17 protein-coding genes and 1 tRNA gene are annotated in these 22004 nt (G+C 64.9%); 2 read left to right on the top strand and 16 right to left on the bottom strand.

The features are described 5' to 3' along the window. Positions 1-259 precede the first annotated feature (259 nt). The gene (locus tag B2W22_RS02290) at positions 260-697 is read right to left on the bottom strand and encodes a carboxymuconolactone decarboxylase family protein (RefSeq protein ID WP_175139497.1); all 438 of its coding nucleotides are present in this window, start codon (positions 695-697) and stop codon (positions 260-262) included. Positions 698-842: 145 nt separating this feature from the next. Next, complete coding sequence (locus tag B2W22_RS02295) at positions 843-1289, bottom strand: hypothetical protein (RefSeq protein ID WP_286936059.1); 447 nt, start codon at positions 1287-1289, stop codon at positions 843-845. Positions 1290-1416: 127 nt separating this feature from the next. Here B2W22_RS02295 and B2W22_RS02300 point away from each other — a divergent pair, with 127 nt between their 5' ends. Then, complete coding sequence (locus B2W22_RS02300) at positions 1417-1812, top strand: SecDF P1 head subdomain-containing protein (protein ID WP_175139495.1); 396 nt, start codon at positions 1417-1419, stop codon at positions 1810-1812. 174 nt (positions 1813-1986) lie between these two features. After that, positions 1987-4083, top strand: a complete 2097-nt coding sequence (locus B2W22_RS02305) for a PhoX family protein (RefSeq protein ID WP_286936060.1) — start codon at positions 1987-1989, stop codon at positions 4081-4083. Positions 4084-4182: 99 nt separating this feature from the next. Here the strand turns inward: B2W22_RS02305 and B2W22_RS02310 are convergent, their stop codons facing one another. The 14 genes from B2W22_RS02310 to B2W22_RS02375 all read right to left on the bottom strand — a co-directional run bounded on the left by B2W22_RS02310 (position 4183) and on the right by B2W22_RS02375 (position 21869). Then, positions 4183-5115, bottom strand: a complete 933-nt coding sequence (locus B2W22_RS02310; protein WP_175122105.1) for a glycosyltransferase family 9 protein — start codon at positions 5113-5115, stop codon at positions 4183-4185. Between the two features lie 97 nt (positions 5116-5212). Further along, the gene (locus B2W22_RS02315; RefSeq protein WP_175122104.1) at positions 5213-6421 is read right to left on the bottom strand and encodes a pectate lyase family protein; all 1209 of its coding nucleotides are present in this window, start codon (positions 6419-6421) and stop codon (positions 5213-5215) included. A 20-nt stretch (positions 6422-6441) separates the two neighbouring features. Beyond that, positions 6442-8355, bottom strand: coding sequence for a tetratricopeptide repeat protein (locus B2W22_RS02320; protein ID WP_286936062.1), 1914 nt, complete (start codon positions 8353-8355; stop codon positions 6442-6444). Then, positions 8348-9379 carry a sugar ABC transporter gene (locus tag B2W22_RS02325; RefSeq protein WP_175122775.1) on the bottom strand — a complete coding sequence of 344 codons (1032 nt, stop codon included), beginning with the start codon at positions 9377-9379 and terminating at the stop codon, positions 8348-8350. The genes B2W22_RS02320 and B2W22_RS02325 overlap by 8 nt, the downstream gene beginning before the upstream one ends. A 121-nt stretch (positions 9380-9500) precedes the next feature. Continuing rightward, complete coding sequence (locus B2W22_RS02330; protein ID WP_056559922.1) at positions 9501-10217, bottom strand: hypothetical protein; 717 nt, start codon at positions 10215-10217, stop codon at positions 9501-9503. A gap of 9 nt (positions 10218-10226) precedes the next feature. After that, positions 10227-11564: an ABC transporter permease gene (locus tag B2W22_RS02335; protein WP_286936063.1), complete on the bottom strand. Its 1338-nt coding sequence runs from the start codon at positions 11562-11564 to the stop codon at positions 10227-10229. A gap of 7 nt (positions 11565-11571) precedes the next feature. Further along, a complete protein-coding gene (locus B2W22_RS02340; RefSeq protein WP_175122101.1) occupies positions 11572-12729 on the bottom strand; it encodes a polysaccharide biosynthesis/export family protein in 1158 nt (385 codons plus the stop codon). A gap of 43 nt (positions 12730-12772) precedes the next feature. After that, a complete protein-coding gene (locus tag B2W22_RS02345) occupies positions 12773-14830 on the bottom strand; it encodes a glycosyltransferase (RefSeq protein ID WP_286936064.1) in 2058 nt (685 codons plus the stop codon). Continuing rightward, positions 14827-17304, bottom strand: coding sequence for a hypothetical protein (locus tag B2W22_RS02350; protein ID WP_286936065.1), 2478 nt, complete (start codon positions 17302-17304; stop codon positions 14827-14829). The genes B2W22_RS02345 and B2W22_RS02350 overlap by 4 nt, the downstream gene beginning before the upstream one ends. A 38-nt stretch (positions 17305-17342) precedes the next feature. After that, positions 17343-18602: a nucleotide sugar dehydrogenase gene (locus tag B2W22_RS02355; RefSeq protein WP_175122098.1), complete on the bottom strand. Its 1260-nt coding sequence runs from the start codon at positions 18600-18602 to the stop codon at positions 17343-17345. A gap of 401 nt (positions 18603-19003) precedes the next feature. Then, positions 19004-19330, bottom strand: a complete 327-nt coding sequence (locus B2W22_RS02360) for a hypothetical protein (protein WP_175122097.1) — start codon at positions 19328-19330, stop codon at positions 19004-19006. 4 nt (positions 19331-19334) lie between these two features. After that, a tRNA-Pro gene (locus B2W22_RS02365) sits at positions 19335-19411 on the bottom strand. A 141-nt stretch (positions 19412-19552) separates the two neighbouring features. Further along, a complete protein-coding gene (gene ispB / locus B2W22_RS02370) occupies positions 19553-20518 on the bottom strand; it encodes an octaprenyl diphosphate synthase (RefSeq protein WP_063952160.1) in 966 nt (321 codons plus the stop codon). 181 nt (positions 20519-20699) lie between these two features. Beyond that, on the bottom strand, positions 20700-21869 hold the full coding sequence (locus B2W22_RS02375; protein WP_175122095.1) for a fumarylacetoacetate hydrolase family protein: 1170 nt from the start codon (positions 21867-21869) through the stop codon (positions 20700-20702). Between the last annotated feature and the right edge of the window lie 135 nt (positions 21870-22004).

The following is a 22004-nucleotide window of genomic DNA, read 5'->3' on the forward strand; positions in this document are numbered from 1 at the left end:
ACTATGCCGGAAAATGCGTCAGCGCCCAAGGCGCAAACGCGTGATGTCAGACGCAGTCTCGCCGCGCGCGCAAGCCCGCAGCGAAACATGTGCCGGTTATTTCAAAATTTTTGTAGTTGTAACACATCGGATTACAAGTCATCATAGCCCGCTCCCGATGCGGGCAAGCAGGAAAGAACCGCGTGAAATCCGCCGTTCTTCCCGCCGCTTTCAGTTTTTCCCCAGCTTCAAGGGCGCGCCGGCCCAGTGCCGGGGCGAGTCATCCCTGCTGCGCCTTGAACGCGCCTTCCTCTTCCAGCACCTGGTTGGCCACCTTGAACGCGTCCAGGCCCGCGGGAATGCCGCAGTAGACCGTGGCCTGCAGCAGGATCTCCTTGATTTCCTCGACCGTCACACCGTTGTTCAGCGCACCTTTGACGTGCAGCTTGATCTCGGCGGGCCGGTTCAGCGCCGTCAGCATGGCCAGATTGAGCATGCTGCGCGTCTTCTTCTCAAGCCCGGGGCGGCCCCAGGTGTAGCCCCAGCACCATTCGGTCGTGATGTGCTGGAACGCCATCATGAAATCGTTGGCGCGCGCGATCGAGCCATCCACATAGTCGGCGCCGAGCACTTCGCGGCGCAGTTCCAGACCTTGGTCGAACAGCGCCTGGGTTTCCGCTTGGGTTGGTGTCTGGGTTTTGGGGTCAGCGTCTGCCATGGGATGTTCCTCCGGGATGGGCGGCGGAAATCGAAGATCCGCCTGCGGGTGGTCGTTCGGCCGATTGTGGGCGTGCGGCATCCCGCCCGTCAAATCCGGCAGCTTCACGCAAAACGAGGAAGGGTTGATGACGCCGGCGCGCGGTTTACAGCGAATACCGGTAGTCGCAGTTCAACGTGGCTTGCAGGGGCGCCGGATAACCGCTGGCCGCGTTGCCGCCGGGACGCGGACCCAGCAGCCGGGCCTGGAACGTGCCGGCCATGTCGCCATCAGCCGTCTTTTTCACAGCCACGGTGGACGGTAACGCATACAGCGTCAGCGCCTGTCCATCCGTCGGCGCGACCAGCGTGAACACTGACTGCGGGAAATTGGCGACAACATAACCGGGCGCCTCATCCGACGTGAACGACAGCGTGGCCGTCGCATAGGTCAGCGTCAGCGCCAGTTCTTCGGAAGACGGCGAAGGAATGTCGCCCTTCAACGCCACCTTGCCGCTCTCTGATATGCACGACAGCGATGCGGGCGCGGAGCCGGCCTGCGCAGTACTGGCCAGCAGGACGATGGACAACAGACAGGTGGCGCGTGCAATCATGGTCACTCCTCACCGGCGCCAGCGTGGCGCACGCCGGCAAAATTTCGTCAGGAATATATCAGACGGTCATCCCCGTCTGCCGCGATCCGTATAGGATGGAGCGTCGTCCATCAGAAGGAGCGTCCCCATGCCATCAATGCGACATCCTGTTCTGGCCAGCGCACTAGCCGCGGCGCTCGCCGCCGCCCTGCCCTTCGCCGCCCACGCCGAGTCCGTCACGCTGCAGGTCGAGCAGGTCACGCCCGGCGCCGATCCGCACACGAACGCGCGCGTCGTCGACATCAAGCTCAAGCCTGACAGCGTCAAGACGCTGGCAAACTTCACGCGCGAGCGCGTGGGCCAGCGCGTGCAGTTTCGCGCGAACGGCATTCTGCTGTCCTCGGCCACGCTGATGAGCCCGCTGGACGGCGATAGCCTGCGCATCACCGCAGGCGAGCATGGCTTTGCGGGCAAGTCCGCCGAGGAAATCGCGCAGGGCATCATGAAGGACGGCGCGCTGACGATGGACGACGAAAACCGGTAAGCACGCCCGCCCTTGCATCCACAGGCTGACGCCCGCGCACGCGGCGTCAGCCTTTTGTTTTGGACAAGATGGCGCAGGCGCAACAGGTTTCAGTCATCTGTCATTAACCTTTCATTTCGGACTTCTAGTATTGCTCGTCCCCATCGGGCATCAGACCCAAAGCCAGGAGTTCAAATGAGCAAGTCCATCTCCGACAAGACCGTCCGCAATCCCAGCAAGAGCACCCCGTTCAGCGAGATTCTCGAAAAGAACATGTCCCGCCGCATGGTGATGCGCGGCGGTATCGCCGCTGCGTTCGCGACGATGACCAGCCTCGGTCTTGCCGGCTGTAATGGCAGCGACGACGATGACGACGATGCCGGCAACGGTGGCCAGAACCCCGCGCCGGAACAGCCCGGCACGGAGACGCCTCCGGCGCCGGCCCCGGTCAAGCTGGGCTTCGAGTCCCTGCCCACCTCCATGACCGACGCCTGTGTCGTGCCGGCCGGCTACATCGCCCATGTGTTCGCACCGTGGGGCACGCCGTTCAACGACAACGCGAATCCGTGGGACCGCAACGGCAACAACAGCTCGACTGACTTGCTGAACTCCACCGGCATGCACCACGACGGCATGCACTTCTTCCCGATCAACGGCAGCTCCACCGAGGGCCTGCTGGCGGTCAACCACGAATACATCGACCAGAAGGCGCTGCACCCGAACGGCGCGACCACCCTCGCCGGCAAGCGCCCCATCGAGGAAATCCGCAAGGAAATCAACGCGCACGGCGTCGCAATCCTGCACGTGCGCCTTGAGAACGGCCGCTGGACCATCGTTCACAACTCGCGCTACAACCGCCGCTTCACGTCGGCCACGCCGATGAAACTGGCCGGCCCCGTCGGCGGCACGGACTGGGTCAAGACCCCGTACTCGCCCAACGGCACGATGGTGCGCGGCACCAACAACAACTGCGGCAACGGCTACACCCCGTGGGGCACGTACATCACGGCCGAAGAAAACTGGGCCGCGTGCTTCGTGAACACCGGCACGCGTCCCGCGCACCAGCAGCGCGTCGGCGTGCCGAACGACAAGGGCCGCTACGAATGGGAAACGGGCGCCAACGACCCGCTGGAAGTCCAGGGCGAGTTCGCGCGCTTCAACATCACCGAGACCGGCGCCGACTTCACGCAGGACTATCGCAACGAGATCAACGGCTTCGGCTACCTGGTCGAAATCGATCCCTACAACGAGAACAGCATCGCCACCAAGCGCACCGCGCTGGGCCGCTTCGCGCACGAGGGCTGCGCCTACGGCCTGCCCGAAGCCGGCAAGCCGCTCGCCTTCTACAGCGGCGACGATTCGCGCTTTGAATACATCTATCGCTTCGTGTCGGAAGCCGTGTGGGATCCGAAGGACGCCGAGCGCACCGACCGTCTCGCGGTGGGCGCGAAGTACCTGGACAAGGGCACGCTGTACGTCGCGCGCTTTGACGCCGATGGCACGGGCCAATGGATCGCGCTCACCGGCACGACCGTGGGCGCCGGCGGCCGCACGCTGGCCGATGAGTTCGGCAGCCTCGAAAACATCATCATCAACACCCGCGGCGCCGCGGACTTCGTCGGCGCCACGCCGATGGACCGCCCGGAATGGACGGCCACGCACCCGACCAACGGCGACATCTACCTGACGCTGACGAACAACTCCAGCCGCAACGCCAGCCGCGGCACCAACCCGGCCAATCCGCGCCTGAACAACGTCAACGGTCACATCGTGCGCTGGCACGACGAGCCGGGCTCGACCAAGTTCAAGTGGGACATCTTCGTGTTTGGCTCCGACGCCGGCGCCGACGCCGACACCAACCGTTCCGGCCTGACCACGCTGAACCAGCTGGCCAGCCCGGACGGCATCGGCATCGACCCGCGCGGCATCCTGTGGATCCAGACCGACAACGGCATCGACGGCGGCCGCAACAACAACGTGGCCAAGGCGACCAACGACCAGATGCTGGCCGTGATCCCCGGCGCGCTGGCCGACAGCACCGGCACGGGCCCGGCCATCAACGCGACCAACCAGGCCGACCTGCGCCGCTTCTTTGTCGGCCCGAACGAAGCCGAAGTCACGGGCTTTGCCTTCACGCCGGACTACACCAGCATCTTCCTGAACATCCAGCACCCGGTGAACTGGCCGGCCTACGACACGGAAGATGCAACCACCGCCACCACGGGCGTCGTCCGCCCGCGTTCGTCGACGGTGGTGATCCGTCGTGCCGACGGCGGTCCGATCGGGGTGTGATGACATGACGTCCGGGGTGACCCGCTCACCCTGAACGCCGAAAGACAACAGCCACCCGGATCGGGTGGCTGCTTTTCATTGGCGGGCCGCGTCAGACCGCTACCGGGCCAGCACCGCCATGCACGCCTCGAACACGCGCCCCGGATGAATCGAATTGATCGCTTTCGATCCTGCTTCCGGCACGACGTCGCGGGTGTAATCGCGCGCCCAGAACCATTCGGGATTCGATTCGTTGAACACGCCCACGTAGGGCACGCAAAGCCCCTGCGCGATATGCGAAGGGCCGCAGTCGTTGGAGACGATCAGCCGCGCGTCCTGCATCAGTGCGACCAGCTCGGCCACGGAGCGGGAGCATTCCAGGCGGAAGTCCGGCCGATTCATGTCTTTCAGGCGCTGGCGCTCGGCCGCTTCGGCCGGACCCAGGACAAACGTGAAATTGGCGGTGCCGCCCAGCCGCGCCTGCAGCAGGTCGGCCAGCGCAACATAATGATCCAGCGACCACCGCTTGAACTGCCCGGCGCCGCCGCCCGGAATCAGGACGATGTCGGCCGGCTGCACCTTGCCCGCACAGGGTCGGCCGATTTCGACGAAGCACTGGCGCGCAATCGCTTCGGGATCGTGTTCCTGCAGCGTGGACAGCAGCCGCAGGTTTGCCAGGCCGATGTATTCGCGGATGTCCTTGGCGTGGGAGTGCGTCCAGACGCAGTCGCCGAGCCGGCGGTTGCTGAAGCCCAGCCGCAACTTGGGCCGGCGCAGCAGGTTGATGAGCGCAAAGCGCTCGCTGGAATGATGCAGCGTCAACGACGCGCTGGCGCGTGGGGGCAGCGCCTTGACCTGATCGCCGAATGCTTCTGCGCGGACGAACTGATCCACCCATGGCAGCTGCGTATAGAAGGCCTCCACGTCAAACCGCGAGACAACGCGGACACGCTTGTCCGGCCACAGTTTCTTGACCTGGTACAGCGCAGGAAACGCCACAATCTGGTCGCCAAAGCGTGCTTTGTTACGAACGAATACGACGATGTCGGACATGGTTCCTCACCTGATGAAATCACGCAAGAAATCCTGATTTCTTGTGGAAATGCGCACAATCAGAAAACTACAAAATCAGCGCGGGGACGAGCATACCTCAGCCCGGGCAACCCGCGCCGGTGCGCGTTGCCGGCAAGGGTGTATCGCCCGACGTATTACCGGCAAATTTGCGAATCTTCTCGGCCAGCTCGGGCGTCGCTTTCTCGTAGCCGTAGCAGTAAGACGGCGTCGGCGCCGACTCGGGGCGATAGTCCTTGAGCACCGGCTTGGCATCGCCCAGATACAGGTTGTCCTTCAACCGCAGAAAGGCCTTGAAATCGCGGGTGTAGCCGTGATCCGCCTTGCGCTTTTCATAGGCGCCGCGATCGGAGTCGCCGTTGTCCAGTGCGCTGCGTGCCGGCGCAATCGGGATGTAGCGGCAGTAGTTGACGTTGATGCCTTCCACCGTAGGGTAGAACTCGGGCTCGACGCACTTGCGCTGCGCGTCGTTGTTGAAGATGTTGCCTTCGACCAGCGCCTTGGCCTCCAGGCTGAAACTCATGCCGTAGAAGTCCCAGTTTTCGAGCAGGTTGTTGAACAGGTGGAAGGTGCCGAACTGCGCGCGCGGATTGCGCTGCACGGTGTTGAAGAAATAGTTGTGATGCAGCGTCACGCGCGCAATCGAATCGCGCTCGTAGTTCTGGAAGAGATTCTTGGACGTGATGTTGTTCAGCAGCATGACCTTGTTCGAGTTGTGGAACTTCGTCCACGAGATCGTCACGTCGGTCGAGCCGTTCTTCACGTTCAGCAGGCGGTCCGACATCCGCGACAGGTCCATGTGGTCGACCCACACATCGCGGCTGTCATTGGCCACATTCACGGCCTGCGTAAGCCGCGTGAGCCGCCCGTCGATTGTCAGATGCGTCAGGATGACGTTCTTCGCGCCGTACACGCCCAGGCCGTCGTCGATCAGGGCGACACGCTTGCCGCGGCCGTCAATGGTCGTGTTGGACGGAACACGCAACTGGGTTTTCAGGACGATCGTCATGTCGGACGCGAAGCGTATCCATGCCGGTCCCTTGCGGGCCTGTGCCAGCGCGGCGCGCAGCGTACCGGGTCCGGCGTCCTGGTCCGAGGTCACCTCGATGAACTTGCCGCCCAGACCGCCCGTGGCTTTGGCGCCATATCCTTCGCGCTGCGCCAGCAAGCTGGCTACGAACGGGCAGTGTTCATCGGGCGCCGCGCATTGCCCGCTTGCTGCCGCTGCCCCGCCATACAAGCCGGTCAGCGTCAGCAGCCACACCATCACTGTCTTTCGAAGTCGCATCGCAACCGCTCCCTCAAATTTCACGCGGACGGATCCGCCGCCGTCACATGGCGCCAGATGCCGCCGCTTAACCGCAGGTTCTCCGGCGGGCCGGCAAGATGCTCGCGCAGCCGTTCAAAGTACGCCTTTTGCCAGCGCAGCGCGTACGCGTCCGCGTCCTCGCCGGGATTGGCGGCCGGCAGCATTTCCAGCGTGTAGGCCACCTGCCCGTTCTCCCAGCGGGGCGCGTAGAACACCGACGGCACACCCATCCGGTGCGCCAGATGCGCCGCGAATCCGGAATACGTGACGTCCTGGCCTTCGAAGGTCGTGCGCGGCGCGGCGGGATTCGCCGCGCCGTCGATGGCCAGGCACAGCACAAAGCCCGAGTTGATCGCGCGCATGCAGGCCTTGGCGACCTGCGCCTCGGTCTGGTCGGCCGTCGAGATCAGCGCCTCGGCGTAACTGCTGCGGGCGATGCTGGGCGCCGACGCCAGCCAGCGCGACGGAATGCCGACCAGTTCCAGCGCCATCAGGCCCGCATACATCGGCCCGACGTGGGCGGTGGCGACCACGACGCCGCGGCCGGCGGCAAGCAGCGGCGCGAAGAAGCGCTCGCCGGTATCGAGCTCACCCAGCATGGCCATCGCTTCTTCGACGCGCTCCTCGCGGCATTCGAGCCAGTCGAACAGCAGATGGTCGATCATGTGGCCCCAACGCGCGCGGCGTTCCCACGTGGCGCGATCGATGCTGGTGTCGCCGCGCATCGACCAGGCCCAGTCCAGCCGCGCCTGCGGAATCGGCGCGGTGTCGAGCTGTTCTTCCATGCGCGCCAACGCTTCCTGGAAGGTCTCCGGCAGCCGCGCGCCACGCTTGGCGACGTATTGCTCGAACAGCGCCTCGGCCTCTTCCTTGCGCCCGGCCTGCGACAGCGCGCCAATGGCGGACCGCTGCCACAGCAAGTTGTCCGGCGACTTCTTCAGCAGGAACATCATCTGCTCGGCCGCCGCGTCGTACTGCAAGGTGTAGCGCAGTGCGCGGGCGTACAGGCCCCGCGTCTGCTCAAGATCCGGCGCCAGTTCGATGGCGCGCGCCAAGGGCGCCACGGAATCCTTGTAGCGTCCGGCGCGCAGCAGGGTTTCGCCGTGCAGCGTCAGCAGCCGCACATCGTCGGGCGCGGCCTGCAGGCCGGCCTCGAAGTGCGTCAGCGCATGGGTCTTGCGATCGTCTTCGGTGCCGCGCCGCAGATGCGCCAGCCCCAGCGACGATCGCAGCGCCGCGCAATCCTGGCCCGCGCGCAGCGCGCCGTCGCCCAGACGGATTGCAGCCGCAGTGCGGCCGTCGGCCAGCAATGCGCGTACCGCCATCGTCGCCACGCGTTCATTGGGCAGCTTGTCCGGATCCAGCGACGCCGCGATGCCAGAGGCTTCGGCGACGTCCCCATTGCGCACGAAGGCCATCATCCACGCATAAGCGTCTTCGGGCGCGCTCTGCGCCAGCGGGAGGGTCGTGCGGGCGACTTCCGCCGCCTCGGGCACGCGTCCCGCCTGCACACGCATCTGGATGCGCGCGGCATGCAGCGACGCATTGCCGGGCTCGATGCCGGCGGCGGCATCGGCTTCGGCGATCGCCCTGTCCCACTGCTCCAGGCGGCCGAGCAGACTGGCGAGCAGGCGCCTGTCGTCCACCCGCGCGGGATACACCGCAACAAGCGTTTCCAGCGCCGCGATGGCAGAGGCCAGCTTGCCCTCCTTCACGTCGGGCGAGACCAGCAGCCGCCGGACCTCGCGCCAGCCGTCCTTGGCCGGGCGCAGCGCCGGTTCCAGCGCGGCCATGCCGCTCGCCGGGTCTGCCGACGCGCGGATCTGTCCGATGACCTCGCGCAGGCGCGCCGTGGCGTCCTGCGGTTCGGCGCCGGCGTCCGGCCGGCGGCTTTCGATGACCGTATCAACCATGACGCAGCCCCCTCAACAAAGCCATCGCGACGCGAGCGATGAACATGAGCACAAATCCCAGTGCCAGCGCTTGCAACAGCAGGATGCCGGTGCGCGGGCTGCTGGGCCGATCCGTCGGCACCGGCTGCGCGATGATCGACAGATACCGCTGCAGGCGCAGCGCGTCCGTCATCGCCTGCTGGTACGACTGCTGCGCCAGCGTCAGGTTGGAATCCGCAAACACCTGGGCATTGCGCAGCGCCTCATATTCCTTCAGTTGCTTGGCTTCCGTGTTGCCGTCGCCGCTCAGGCGCTGACGCACGGATGCCAGCCGCTTTTTCAGGGCCGTCACCTGCATCTGCGCAGGCTTGAGCATGAAATGGTCCTTGTTATCCAGCGCGCGGATCTTGTCCAGATTGATCTGCGCGGTGCTCAGCTCGCCTTCAAGCTGGCTGGACAGGTTCAGCAGCATCGACACCGTCGCGCTGGGGTCGATGTTGCCGTGCTTGGTGCGCCACGTCGTCAGCGCATCGCGCGCCGCCAGCGCCTTTTCCTCGGCAAACTTGACCGACTCTTCGCTCACCTTCAGCTTGTCCGCCACGCCCTTCTCGTTCATCGAACTGACGAACTGCTCGGCCAGGCCGATCAGCTCCCGGGACAGCGTGGCCGCGTCTTCCGACGAGAACGCGCTGACGCGCAGCACGTCGATCTGCTCCAGCGCGTTGAACGACACGTGCACCGACGCCTGATAGGCGCGGTACAGATCGTCTTCGCTGGAATCCTCGGCCAGGCGGTTGAACGGGTCCAGCCCATCGTTCATCAGATAGCGGCGCAGACCGACCTTCTTGTCCAGCTGCTGCATGCTGTCGCGCGACTTCAGAAAGTCCGCAACTGCCCAGCCATCGACAAATCCGCCGAGCATGCCGCCCGAGTTGCCCGTCGTGAGCAGACTGGCGGCTGCGCCGCCACCGCCCTGCTGGCCGGACGCCGACTGCACGAAAAACCGCGACTCCGCCTCATAGCGCGGCGTGGCGACGATCAACAGGTAGATCACCGCCAGCACCACCGGCACCAGTACGATCACCGCGTTGATCCAGCGATGGCGGCGGCGCTCGCGCAGGGCCGACTGCCGTTCGCGGCGGCGGCGTTCGATCTCGGAGCCGCCGTCAGAACCCGAGTTGGCCTTCGTCGAAGCCGCCTCCGAGGACGTCGTCGCCTGTGCCGGAGTCGCTCCGTGATCGTCGCGGGGGATACCTGCGGAGGCACTGGTCGAGGTCGTCGTCGATGCTGAGCGCGCTTCGTTCATAGATCAAGCCTTTGAAGCAATAATCCGCCAACTGATTCTGGCGATAACTGGAAAAAATGAGTGTCCGGCCGACCAGGCGCTCTTCAAAAAGCGCCAGCCAGAGCCGGGTGAAACGGCAGGGCTCGAAGGGGATGCTCCCTTCGATCACGTAGACATCGAACGCGGGCGCCAGCGCCAGCGCGAACGAAAACTCCTGCCGCACATAAAGCGGCCAATGCTCCATGGGCTTGGCCAGCATCTTCGGATCGCTGATCAGGTCCGCGACCAGTTCATACGTGGCGTCGGGGTCGATCTCGTACATTTCGCTGACGAAATCGATCATGGACAGCCCGCTGGCCTTGCCGCGGATGAAGCCCTGCCGGCCGATCGCCCACGACACATTGCCGTCGTGCTTGACGAAGCCCTGCCGCGGCGGACGCAGACAGCACAGCACGTCCACCAGCTGGCGGTGCATCTCCGGCGCGGGCGACAGCAGCGCATAGCGCCCCGCCGGGATGTCGAGCGTAGCGTTGGCCAGCAGCGGCTGCCTGCTGCCGAAGGAATAGGGTTCGTCGGTTACGCCATTGAGATGGATCATCTTTCACCCTCACATTGGCTGAACGTTGGGACGGGCCAGGCGCTCTGCCACCAGCGCGATCACCATCATGAACACCAGCGAGGTCAGGAAGTAACCCAGGCTGGCATCGTGCGACTCGTACGCATGGAAGTACGCCGAGCGCAGCAACTGCATGCCGTGCGCCAGAGGCGACCACAGCATCCACGGCCGCAATTGCTCGGGAAACTGCTCCGACACGAAGAACACCGCCGCGAAAATCTGCAGGAAGCGCTCGATGATCGGCGCCAGCCGCAGGAAGAAGTGCCAGTAGGTCGCAATCGACCCGAACAGCACCCCCATCGCCGCGCCCGCCACGCCCATCAGGACCACAAAAAGAATGAAGCCGGCCCAGCTCTTGGGCAGCGTGATGAGCCCGATCGCATGGCCCGCGGTGATCAGCACCCCAAACACCACCACATACACCGATACGTAGATCATGGCCTGCACCAGCGCGCACATCAGCGGCGTGACGCCCTGGAAATTCAGCAGGCCGCGTGCCGAGACATACGCCGTACTGCTGCGGAACGCGATCTGACGGAACATGATCCAGGTCGTCGCGCCCAACAGCGAGAACGTCTGCACGTCCATTCCCAGGATGTAGTGCGTGCCCATCAGGATGTACAGCGACGAAATCAGGGTCAGCAGCACGACAGGGCCGACCAGCGCCCACACCAGCGCGATGCGGCTTTCGCCGTGCATCACGCGCAGCTGGTAGATGAACATCGCCATCAGCGTGCGGCCGATCGGCCGATGGCCGGCGGTGTCCTCCGAATGCCCCTTATGCAGGGAGCGCAGCCGGTCGCGCAGGATCGCGAGATCACCCGCTTCGCTCTGCGCAACCTCGATCTCCAGCGCGATGTCGTTGCGTGACGCATGGCGGCGCGCTTCACGCGCCTCTTCCTGCTTGCGACGTTCCACGCGGCGGGCATGCGCGACCGCCAGCCGCTCATCCTCGGCCACCAGCTTGACCGGCATGTAGCCCGGCGCAAACACCTCGACGCCCGCGCGGATGTCCTGCTCCAGCAGGCGCACGATGATGCGCAGGCGCCGCCGGGAGAAGTCCGCCAGGGTCTCGTCGACCTGGCTGCGCACGATCTCGGCGTCCAGCTCCGCCTGCACGGCCTCGTACACCGCCCGCCGCGCCGCGACGGAGTCGTGCGGCTCGCCCTGCAGGCGGGCTAGCAGCGGCTTGAACAGCACGCCCGGCGGGGCCTTGGCTTCGAACAGCGCGGCCGGATCCAGCCGCCAGTTGGCGACGCCAGACCCCACCGTGTAGCTGTTGTCCTTCCGGCGCGAGCGCCAGCCCTTTATCCGATCCTCGTTGCTCATGGACGCGTTATTGGGCAACGCCGGTCGAACCGCCGCCCGAATCGCTGTCGATGGCTCGCGTGGCGCTGAAGCCGGCGCTCATCGTGACGCGGAAGGCCGACAGCACCTTCTGCACCTGCGTGAACGGCGCATCCGAGATGTAGATGGCCTGTCCTTCATGCACCGTGAACTCGCGGGCCAGCGCCACCTGCTCCGGCCGCGTGAGGTCGAACTGGTACACGACGGGCAGCAAGTCCGGCTTGCCTTCAGCCCCCGCTTGCGCGGGCGTGAACAGGAACACTGAACGCGGATCGGCCAGCTTGTCGTCCAGGCCGCGCGAGTCCGCCAGCGCGTCCAGCACGCTGTAATTGCGCTTGCTGATTTCCACGCGGCCCTGCTGGCCGGCCGCGCCGAGCACGGTCAGGAATTCCTTGGCGTCGTAGGCGGTGATCACATCGCCCGAGCGCAACAGGATGTCGTTGTTCTGGTTGCGGTAGATGTCGGCCAGCCGCACCGAGGCCACCTGGCTGTCGCGGCGCAGGCTGATGATGAGCTGTTCGGGATTGGTCTGCACGGGCGCGGCCTGCGCCAGCGCGCTGCTCAGGCGCTGGGCGGTCTGCGTGATGGGATACATACCGGGCTTGGTCAGGTTGCCCTGCACCGTCACCATCTGCCCGCGCGCATCGGCCGCGCGCGTGACGCTGACGTCGGCGCCGACCACGAGCTTGCTCAGGCGCGCCACGATGGCGTCATGCAACTTGCCGAGCGTCAGGCCCTCGGCGCGGAACTTCCCGATGATGGGAAACGTAACGTTGCCGGCACTGTCGATGTCCTGGTTACCCAGATCACTGACGCCCGACGGGTCCGCGGCGAACACGCCGAGACCGCCGCGTTCCCACACTTTCACGTTGATGCCGTCACCCGGCACCAGCTTGTCGAAACCCGCCTGCGTCAGATCGCGGTAGCGCACCGGAAAGTCCGCCACATCAGGCACCCGGCTCTTTCGCGCGAGTTCGCGCGACACGGGCATCACGATGACGTCCTTGTCATCGTGAGCCCCTGTCATTTCGCTAAGCATCGGGCCGGACCGTGGGAGCTGGCAACCCGTGAGTGTCAGCGCTGCAAGCAGCAGCATGGCAAGCGTCGCATGGCGCCGCGCGCCCAGGGCCGGGACGTTCATTAGCATAGGTTCCTTCAACTTCAGCACTTTTAAAAAGAGCAACTACCCGTCACGCCTGCATCAGGCGCTTGGGCGCAACGTCAATGCGCTCGTCGTTCTCGGACTCGGTCATGGCGGGCATGCAGATGCTCATGAACTTCGTGAGCATCGCGTCCAGCGAGAACAGCTTCTGCGCCCGCTGGCGGCTATTTGCCCGCATGTCCGCATTGCTGCGCACCTGGTCCACCATGTTCAGGACCTTCTCGCAGGCCTCGTGCATGTCGGGATGATCCACGCAGCTGAGCAGGTGGCCCGTCTCGTCCTCGACAAAGCACTCTTCCGCGCCGCCGGCCGGCGTGGAAATCACCGGCACGCCCAACAACTGGGCCTCGATCAGCACATTCGGCAGGCCTTCGTAGCGCGACAACAGCACGCTGGCGTCCATCTTCGAATACCAGAAGCCCACGTGATTCGACAGCCCCACCAGCAACAGGCGCTCCAGCACGTCGTGCTCCAGCGCCAGCGCCTCGATGTTCTCGCGCAGGCGTCCGTCGCCCACGAGGAAAAAGCGCGCTTGCGGCCGCTCCTTCAGGTAAAGCGCCGCCAACTTGATGAAGAGCTGCGGACGCTTGTCCGGCTCCAGGCGGAACACGCCGCCGATCGTCTCGGTGGCGTCCTTGGTGCGCTCGTGGAAGGCTTCCCACTTGGCCTTGTCGGCGTCCGAGGCATCGGTCGCCAGATCCGGCACGCCGTTGTAGAGGATGTGGAAGCGTTCCAGCGGCAGGTCCAGCCACTCGGCGTACGCTTCCGCGGCCTTGCGGCTGTTGCTCACGAACACCACGCCCGGCACGAGGGCCAGCGCCTGAAACAGCTCGGGATACTCTTCGCGGAAACGGTCTTTGCGGATGTTCGGCGGCAGGCCGCGGAACACCAGGTGGATCGTCGGCGTGCCGGCCAACAGCGCCGCCAGGGCGCCAAAGAGGCACGTGCCGTCCTGCCACAGGCTCACCACGTCGAAGCGGTTGGCGCGCAGCACCGGCGCCAGGCGCGTCACGCCGTAGTGCACCGGCGGAGGCAGCTGTTCCAGCAGGCGGCCCAGGTTGCCTTCGGGCACTGATTGGTGCGCCACCGAGATGGCCGGCAGGCGATTGATCTCCGTGACCGGAATCTGCGCCTTGATGAGCACCGGCAGGAAGAAGTCGTCCTGTTTCTTGGGCGACCCGGACGGCTCGGTGTGCTGCTTGACCAGCACCTCGACCTTCTTGGGCCGCATCAGGATGTCGGGCGGCTGCAGTTCCGGGGACGCGGCCAGGCGGGTCAGCTCGCCCGCCAGACGGGTCAGCTGGCGCTCGGCGCCGCCCGGTCCCAGGCTGCCGGTGACCAGCGCCACCGACACGGGCTTGTCCGGCGTACTTTCCGCAATCTTGCGGTTGCGAAAGTGCAGGATCGCGTGCTTCATCGACACGATGCGCACATCCTTGCCCACCAGCCCCTCTTCGGTTTCGAAGCGCTGATAGAACGCGTAGTCGCTGGCCAGCCCCTCGGCCAGTTCGGCCGCCTTGCTGCCGGGCGTCAGGTGCTTGGCCACGGGCGCGATCGCGTCCCACGCGTCGGCCAGCAGGCCGCGCTTGCGCAGGCGCTTGGCGAACTCCACGCGCATGTTGCGATCCGTGTGCTGCGAGATCAGGCGCCGGAACAGCGCGTCCGACTGCTCGTGCGCGCGGATGTCGCTCAGCAGCTTCGCCCGCGCAAACAGGCGGTCCGGATTCGTCGTCTCGGCCGGCAGGTGACGGTCGACCAGCGCCATGGCTTCGTCCAGGTGCCGTTCCTTCACCAGCCGCGTCGCGCAGTAGCGCACGATCTGCAGGTCATCCGGGCACTCCTCGAGCAGCGTGGCCCACTGCTCGGCCATGCCCTCGTTCAGGCCCGCCGACTCCTGCAGGCGGAGCAGGAGGAAGCGGACCTTCGAGTCTTCCATGTAATCGCGGGCAAGCTGCTTGGCCCGCGCCAGGTTGTCCTGAGCGACTTGAACCCGCCCCGATGCCGCAACGATTTCCTCCAACTGCGCTTGAACTTGCTGAAGATCGGACTTGGCGTCCACTCGCTCGGTTATCAGAGGGGGATTCATGCTGCCTTTCTCCGGTTGATCTTCTCGATCCAGACAAGGCAGCGCTCGATGTAGTGGTCGTACTGCGCCGGGTTCTCGGAACGTTCCTGCAACTGCTTCCAGTACGGCAGGGCCTGTTCGAAGCGGTGCAGACGCATGGCGCCGACCGCGGCCAGGCGCAGGCCGATGGGATCATCCGGCACCAGCGACACGATGCGTTCGCCCAGCGCCAGGCGCTCGGTCGTGCTGGACGGTTCCAGCGCGCGCGCTTCGGCGTACAGATAGGCCAGGATGCGGCGCTTTTCGTGGTCCACTTCCGGCATGCCGGGCCACGATTGCGCGACGCGGTCCAGCAGCTTCCAAGCGGCCTGATGATCGCCGTTCGACAGGATCTCGCGAGCGCCACGGATGGCGCGCGGGCCGAGCCGGCCGAGTTGGCGTTCGGCTTCGTCCTTGGCGCTTTGATCGGCGCCCGAATGACCCAGCACATCCTTGTACGCGTCGATCGCTTCACCGAACCAGCCGCCATTGAAGGCAACGCGGGCAAAGTGCAGCTTGGCGCTGAACGGAGCGGCATCGCCGGAGGCGGCCACTTCCAGGTGACGCATCGCCGTCTTCTTGTCGCCCAGCGCGTCAGCCGCGCGGCCACGCATGGCGTGCAGTTCGGGGAAGTCCACGTTGGTGTCGATGGCCAGGTTGGTCAGGTCGATCACTTCCTTGTGGTTGCCGGCCACCAGCGCGGCACGCACGCCCAGGCGCATGGCGCGTTCGAAGGCGCGCTGTGCACGGGCGCCGGCCAGCGCGTCGGGATTGAGCAGGCGGTGCGCGCAGATGCGTTCGGCGGCGTCGCGCAGACGTCCTTCTTCCAGGGCGCGGTTGCCTTCCTCGGCCCACGTCGCGGACTGCGATTGCAGCCATGCGCTGATCTCTTCGTTCTCGCTCTTGGCCAGGCCGCAAGAGGCTGCCAGCGTTGCCGCGGCCATGATGCAACCGCGCCACGAGGCTTCCTTGACCAGCTCCAGCGCGTCGCCCTCTTCCAGCTTGGGCTGTTCGCCCGCCAGGTCGCGCAGCGCGTCGCGGTCGCCTGCCAGCAGGCGGTCGCGCCACAGCACGGCAAAGCCGCGGCCGTAGTTCGGGATCGCCGCGCGCACTTCGTGCACCCAGCGGATCGCCGCTTCCATGTCGCCGCCCGTCTGCAGCAGGGACAGCACCGTGTCGGCCGCTTCCACCGCCATCGTGTCGGTCGGTTCGGAGATGCGGAACAGCTGCTTCCAGTTGCCCAGGCTTTCGTCCACATAGCCCAGGTGGCCGGCGGACACCGCCGCGATGCGGACGATTTCCGGCGTTTCGATCTCGTCACCCAGCAGGCCTGCGGCCAGCGAGTACGCCACGTCGTAGCGGCCCAGCTTGAACTGGTTGCGCATCAGGATCTGCTCGGCCTTGCTGCCCGAGGACAGCGCATCGGCGCTGCCCAGAAGGGCCAACGACCCCTCGTAGTCGCCCAGTTCTTCCTGAATGCGCGCGAAGAGCACGACGTGATCCGGCAGGCTGGGGTAGCGGCGCAGCACATCGCGCACGCGGCGCGAGGCTTCGCGCAGCTCGCCCGAGTCCCACAGCTTCTCGATGCGTTCGACGCTTTCTTCCGCGCCCAGCTTGGGCACCGAGACCTGCGGGGTCGAGGAGCTCATGCGCGGACGGATGAAGTTCTTGTACCAGTCGGTGTACAGGCGCTCGGCGAAGGCCGGCGTGTAGTGGGTCAGGTCCAGCCCGCCGTCTTCCATGGCGTCGGCCTGGCCCAGCTTGTTCATCAGCGGGGTCGGGTCATAGCACGGCACGCCGATGCGCTGCGCGGCGGCGGAGATGGCGGCGATCAGCTGCTGACGCTGTTCGATCGGCACGTTGTCCGGGGTGTGGGCGTTGACGTGGGTGACGAACACGACCTTGTCGCGGCCCAGCAGCTCGACGAGCTGGCGCATCTCCTGCTCGATCTCCTCGTCCGTCTGGTCGCGCTTGACGACGCGGGCGAGCAGGTCCCGGTCTTCATTGTTCAGGCTCTTGAAGACCGGATCCTGATCCAGCTGCGCGCGACGCTCGGCCAGGCGGTCGGCCACGGCCATCGACCAGAACGCGCGGGTGCGGGTGCGGTCGGCAAAGAACTCGCTGAAGTAGCGGACCAGGTAATTCGACTGGATGGGATGGCCGTCGATCGTCAGCAGCTTGCGCGAGGACAGCTCGACCATGTACAGGTCAGCCGGCTTGTGCGTGCCTTGGCGAGCCTGCTCGCCATTGGACGGACGGAAGATCAGGCGCTGCACGTCAGCCGGGATGTCGCTCTGGCTGAACATGAAGCGCGCCTGCTGGAGGGCTTCGGCGGCCGTGTGCACGAATCCGTAGTTGCGGCCGAGCTGAAGTTTGATCGGGTAGCGGCCCACGGCATCACGCAGGGGCGTGTGGATGCGGCAGGTTCCGATGGGAGCGATGGTAAATGCGGTCATTCAGGGTCTCTCCTGTATTGATGGATTACGAGCCTGAACTAGAGAGTCCAGTACAAAAGGTCGGCCGGGAGGCGCTTGGCATCCAGCACCGACTTCAAGTCGCAGACCATGCCGCCGTTCTTGACGAGCTGCGGCAGGTCTTCCCAGATGGTTTCCATGGTTTCGCGGTGCGGCACCGCCAGGATCAGGACGTCCATGTCGCGGAAGTCGCCGCGGTCGACGAGCTTGATCCCGTACTCGTGCTCCATCTGCTCCGGATCGACCATCGGATCGCACGCAACCGGCGTGATGCCGTACTGGCCAAGCGCGTGGTACAGATCGACGATCTTCGAGTTGCGGATGTCGGGCACGTTTTCCTTGAAGGTCATGCCCAGGATGCCGACGCGGGTGGTCGCATTCAGGCGGCCGTTGCGTGCAAGCTGCTGCACCAGGCGCGAGGCGACGTGCGCGGCCATGCCGTCGTTGATGCGGCGGCCGGACAGGATGACTTCAGGGTGATAGCCCAGTTCCTGGGCCTTGGACGTGAGGTAGTACGGGTCGACACCAATGCAGTGGCCGCCCACCAGTCCGGGCGTGAACTTCAGGAAGTTCCACTTGGTGCCGGCGGCCGCCAGGACCTCCGAGGTGCGGATGCCGACCAGATCGCAGATCTTGGACATCTCGTTCATGAGCGCGATGTTGATGTCGCGCTGCGTGTTCTCGAGCACCTTGGCCGCTTCGGCCACCTTGATCGAGGAGGCGCGATGCACGCCCGCGTCGATGATCTGCTCGTACACGCCGGCAATCACTTCCAGCGATTGCTCGTCCTGGCCGGACACGATCTTGACGATCTTCTCCAGCGGATGCTCCCGGTCTCCCGGGTTGATGCGCTCGGGGCTGTAGCCCAGCTTGAAGTCGACGCCGGCGCGCAGGCCGGATGCCTTCTCAAGTTCCGGGCCGCAGATTTCCTCGGTGGCGCCGGGGTGGACGGTCGACTCGAAGACCACGATGCAGCCGGGGCGCAGCACGGGGCCGATGGCCTGGCACGCCCGAACCAGCAGGGAAAAGTCGGGATTGTTTTTCTCGTCGACGGGCGTCGGGACAGCCACTACGAAAAAGTCGCAGCCTTCCAGTTCGGACAACTGGTCGGTGAACTGCATGGGGGAGGCAAGCAATACGTCGCGTTCGATCTCGCCAGTCCAGTCATCACCCTCTTTCAGCCGTGCGATTCTCCGCTTGTCCACGTCGAAGCCGATGACATCAAAGCGCCTGGAAAATGCCACTGCCACGGGCAGGCCGACATATCCAAGGCCACACACTGCGATTCTCTTTACCACGGGGGACCTCACTGTTTTCGTCGTGTCGCAGACACTAGAAATCGACGCCCCGAAGCGAGCACTTCGACATGAAATCGAAATACCCTTGCCGTATAGGGGCGGACGTATTGCTAAAAATGAATTTGGCTCGGTACCCGGTTAACTATCCGGTTGGCGAGCCTGGGCATCGTAGAGGGGTCGCGCAGCAAACTTTTTGCTAAATATTTTTATTGCTGCGGAAATAAATCAGGACAACCCGTAATAAACCCGGGAAATCCCTAGAAAAATTACATTCATTACACAAACCGCAACATGAGACGGTCGTTTCATGTAATCAAATATGAAAAGACGTTTTTCTTAGTCTGGTTTAACCAAACTGAAAAATCATTATCCAGATCGGTAGCTTATTTAGTAATTGCGTCAGGCAATATAAAAAAGATGCACCAAACTGGATCAGCACGCACCATTATCAGCACGAGACATGCCTGGGTTTTCATCGCCCGGTAATAAATGGCCGGGCCGTGGACAACATGGCAGACAACAGGTGGTTGTGCGATACGCGGCGCTTCTTGCAATGCGCTTCTTGCAATGCGCTTCTTGCAATGCACCTCTTGCATTGCACTTCTTGTAAAAACAATCCGCGCAAATGCAAAAAAGCCGGCAGCGCTTGCGCGATACCGGCTTTCAGCCAGAAGGTGTCGGGAAACACCTTCTTGAATTCTCGACCACATGAAGTGGTCGGGGCGAGAGGATTCGAACCTCCGACTCCTGCGTCCCGAACGCAGTACTCTACCAGGCTGAGCTACGCCCCGATCTTGACTACTCATTTAGCGGTGCTCAGACCCACTAAACGTTTCACCGCACTTTCTTTACTGCTTTTTCGCTACAGGCTGCCTGATCACTCAGACCACCCGGTTGGTACAACCTCAGTGAATTTCCAACCGCCTTTTTTGCTAGCGATCTCTATTCACCGCGAAAGCGCAGAATTCTAACAGAGAATTTTGAAAAGGGGAAATGGGGTAGATCGAAAGGGCTTCACGGGCCCGATCTGCCTCGGCCACGGCGGCCAGGCGGGCGTGTTCCAGCGCGTCCGTGGCCTGGATGGCGGCGGCCACGGCAGCGAAGTCGGCGTCGCCCGTCTTGATGGCGTCGCGGATCAGTTGCTGTTGTTCAGGCGTACCCACTTCCATGACACGGATCAGCGGCAGCGTGGGCTTGCCTTCGCGCAGGTCGTCGCCAACGTTCTTGCCCAGCGCGGCGGCGTCGCCGCTGTAGTCCAGGACGTCGTCGACCAGCTGGAACGCGGTGCCCACGTGGCGGCCATAGGCGGCCGCGGCGGCCTCCTGCTCGGGCGTGGCGCCCGCCAGCACGGCGCCCACCTGGGCGGCGGCTTCGAACAGCTTGGCGGTCTTGTAGCGCACCACCTGCAGGTAGCGCTCTTGCGAGACGTCCGGGTCATGCACGTTCAGAAGCTGCAGCACCTCACCCTCGGCGATCACGGTGGTGGCTTCGGACAGGATGCTCATGATGCGCATCGAGTCGGCCTCGACCATCATCTCGAACGACCGCGAATACAGGTAGTCGCCCACCAGGACACTGGCCGCGTTGCCGAACACGGCGTTGGCGGTTTCGCGCCCGCGGCGCAGGTCGGACTCGTCCACCACGTCGTCGTGCAGCAGCGTGGCCGTGTGGATGAATTCCACTACGGCGGCCAGCAGTTGGTGATGGGTGCCTTCGTAGCCCAGGGCGCGCGCCACCATCAGCACCATGGCCGGGCGCATGCGCTTGCCGCCCGCTCCAATGATGTAGTCGCCGATCGTGCGGATCAGAACCACATCGGAATTCAGCCGCTCGCGGATAACCGCATCGACGGCTTTCATATCGTCAGCTATGGGGGCAATGAGCGCGGGGAGATTCAAGACGTATCCGACAAGTGTGAAGCGAGCCGCGTGACGGCTCTTACCGCTGGGCCCGCCAGCGGTCGGCGGGGGATTCGACCGTGGATTATACGGGGAGTGCGCGGGAATTCCGGGCGCGCATGCCGCAAGCGGCAAGGCCCGGCGCCGCGGGCCCTGCCCCGGGTCGGATCCAGCGGCGGGCTCAGCGCCCGTACGGCAGCAGCCCCCGCGCGGCCAGGTTGGCGTAAAGCGCGCGCACGCCAAACGTCCAGGGCGGGATTTCGGTGGCTAGTTGCACTTCATTGACCAGCGCGCCCAGGCGCTCCGAGGCGATGACGACCCGGTCGCCGGTCACGTGGGTGAAGCCGGTGCCCGGCCCCTTGCGGTCCTTGGAGGGCGAAAACATGGTGCCCAGGAACAGCATGAAGCCGTCGGGATACTGATGGTGCGCACCAAAAGTCTGGCGCACCAGGTCCAGCGGATCGCGGCTGATTTCGCGCATGTGGCTGACGCCGTCCAGCTCGAACCCGTCGGGGCCTTCGATGCGCAGCGAGACGTCGGCATCGCGCACGCTGTCCAGCGTGAAGCCGCCATCGAACAGCCGGATGAACGGACCGATGGCGCAGGACCCGTTGTTGTCCTTGGCCTTGGTCAGGAGCAGCGCGCTGCGGCCTTCGATGTCGCGCAGGTTCACGTCGTTGCCCAAGGTGGCGCCCACCACTTCGCCCCGGCTGTCGACCGCCAGCACGATCTCCGGCTCGGGGTTGTTCCACTGCGATTCCGGCAGCACGCCGATCCGCGCGCCGAATCCCACCGAGGCCATGGGCGGTGTCTTGGAAAAGACTTCAGCGTCGGGGCCAATGCCCACTTCCAGATATTGCGACCACTGGCCGCGCTCGATCATTTCGGCTTTCAGGCGGATGGCTTCGGGCGATCCCGGGCGCAGCCGGGACAGATCCGAGCCGATCAGCGCCTGCATCCGCACGCGGATTTCCTCCGCGCGGCCGGCGTCGCCGCCCGCCTCTTCCTCGATCAGGCGTTCCAGCAGACTGATGGCAAAGGTGACGCCCGCCGCCTTTACGGGCTGCAGATCGCACGGCGCCAGCAGGCGCGGGCCGTCGGCGCCTTGCAGCGTGGCCGCCATGAGGGCGTGCGCGTCGCCCAGGGACTCACCCTTGGCCTCGCGCGCCACGGCCACGCGGTCGGGATGGTCCAGCAGGTCGGATACGGTCGGCGCCGTGGCGGTGATATCGATCACCTCGCCCGCACGGACAACGACCACGCTGGGTCCGCCGGCAGGATCGGGGCGCCAGACGCGGCCCACCAACAGGGCGTCGGGCAGGTCGGCGGGCAGCAGGGTGTTGTCGTTCATGGTGTCTCCTCGCGTGATGCCCGTCCGGGCGGCGGGCGCGTGATTGTTTTGCGCCGGGTCACCGCCCGGGCGTCGGTGGCACGGTCGCATGGATTGCGCGTGTCGGGCTGCCATGCCCGACACGCGCAATCCATG

Source organism: Achromobacter sp. UBA4530 (assembly GCF_002388205.1).
In the GTDB taxonomy this organism is placed as follows: Bacteria; Pseudomonadota; Gammaproteobacteria; order Burkholderiales; family Burkholderiaceae_B; genus Achromobacter; species Achromobacter animicus.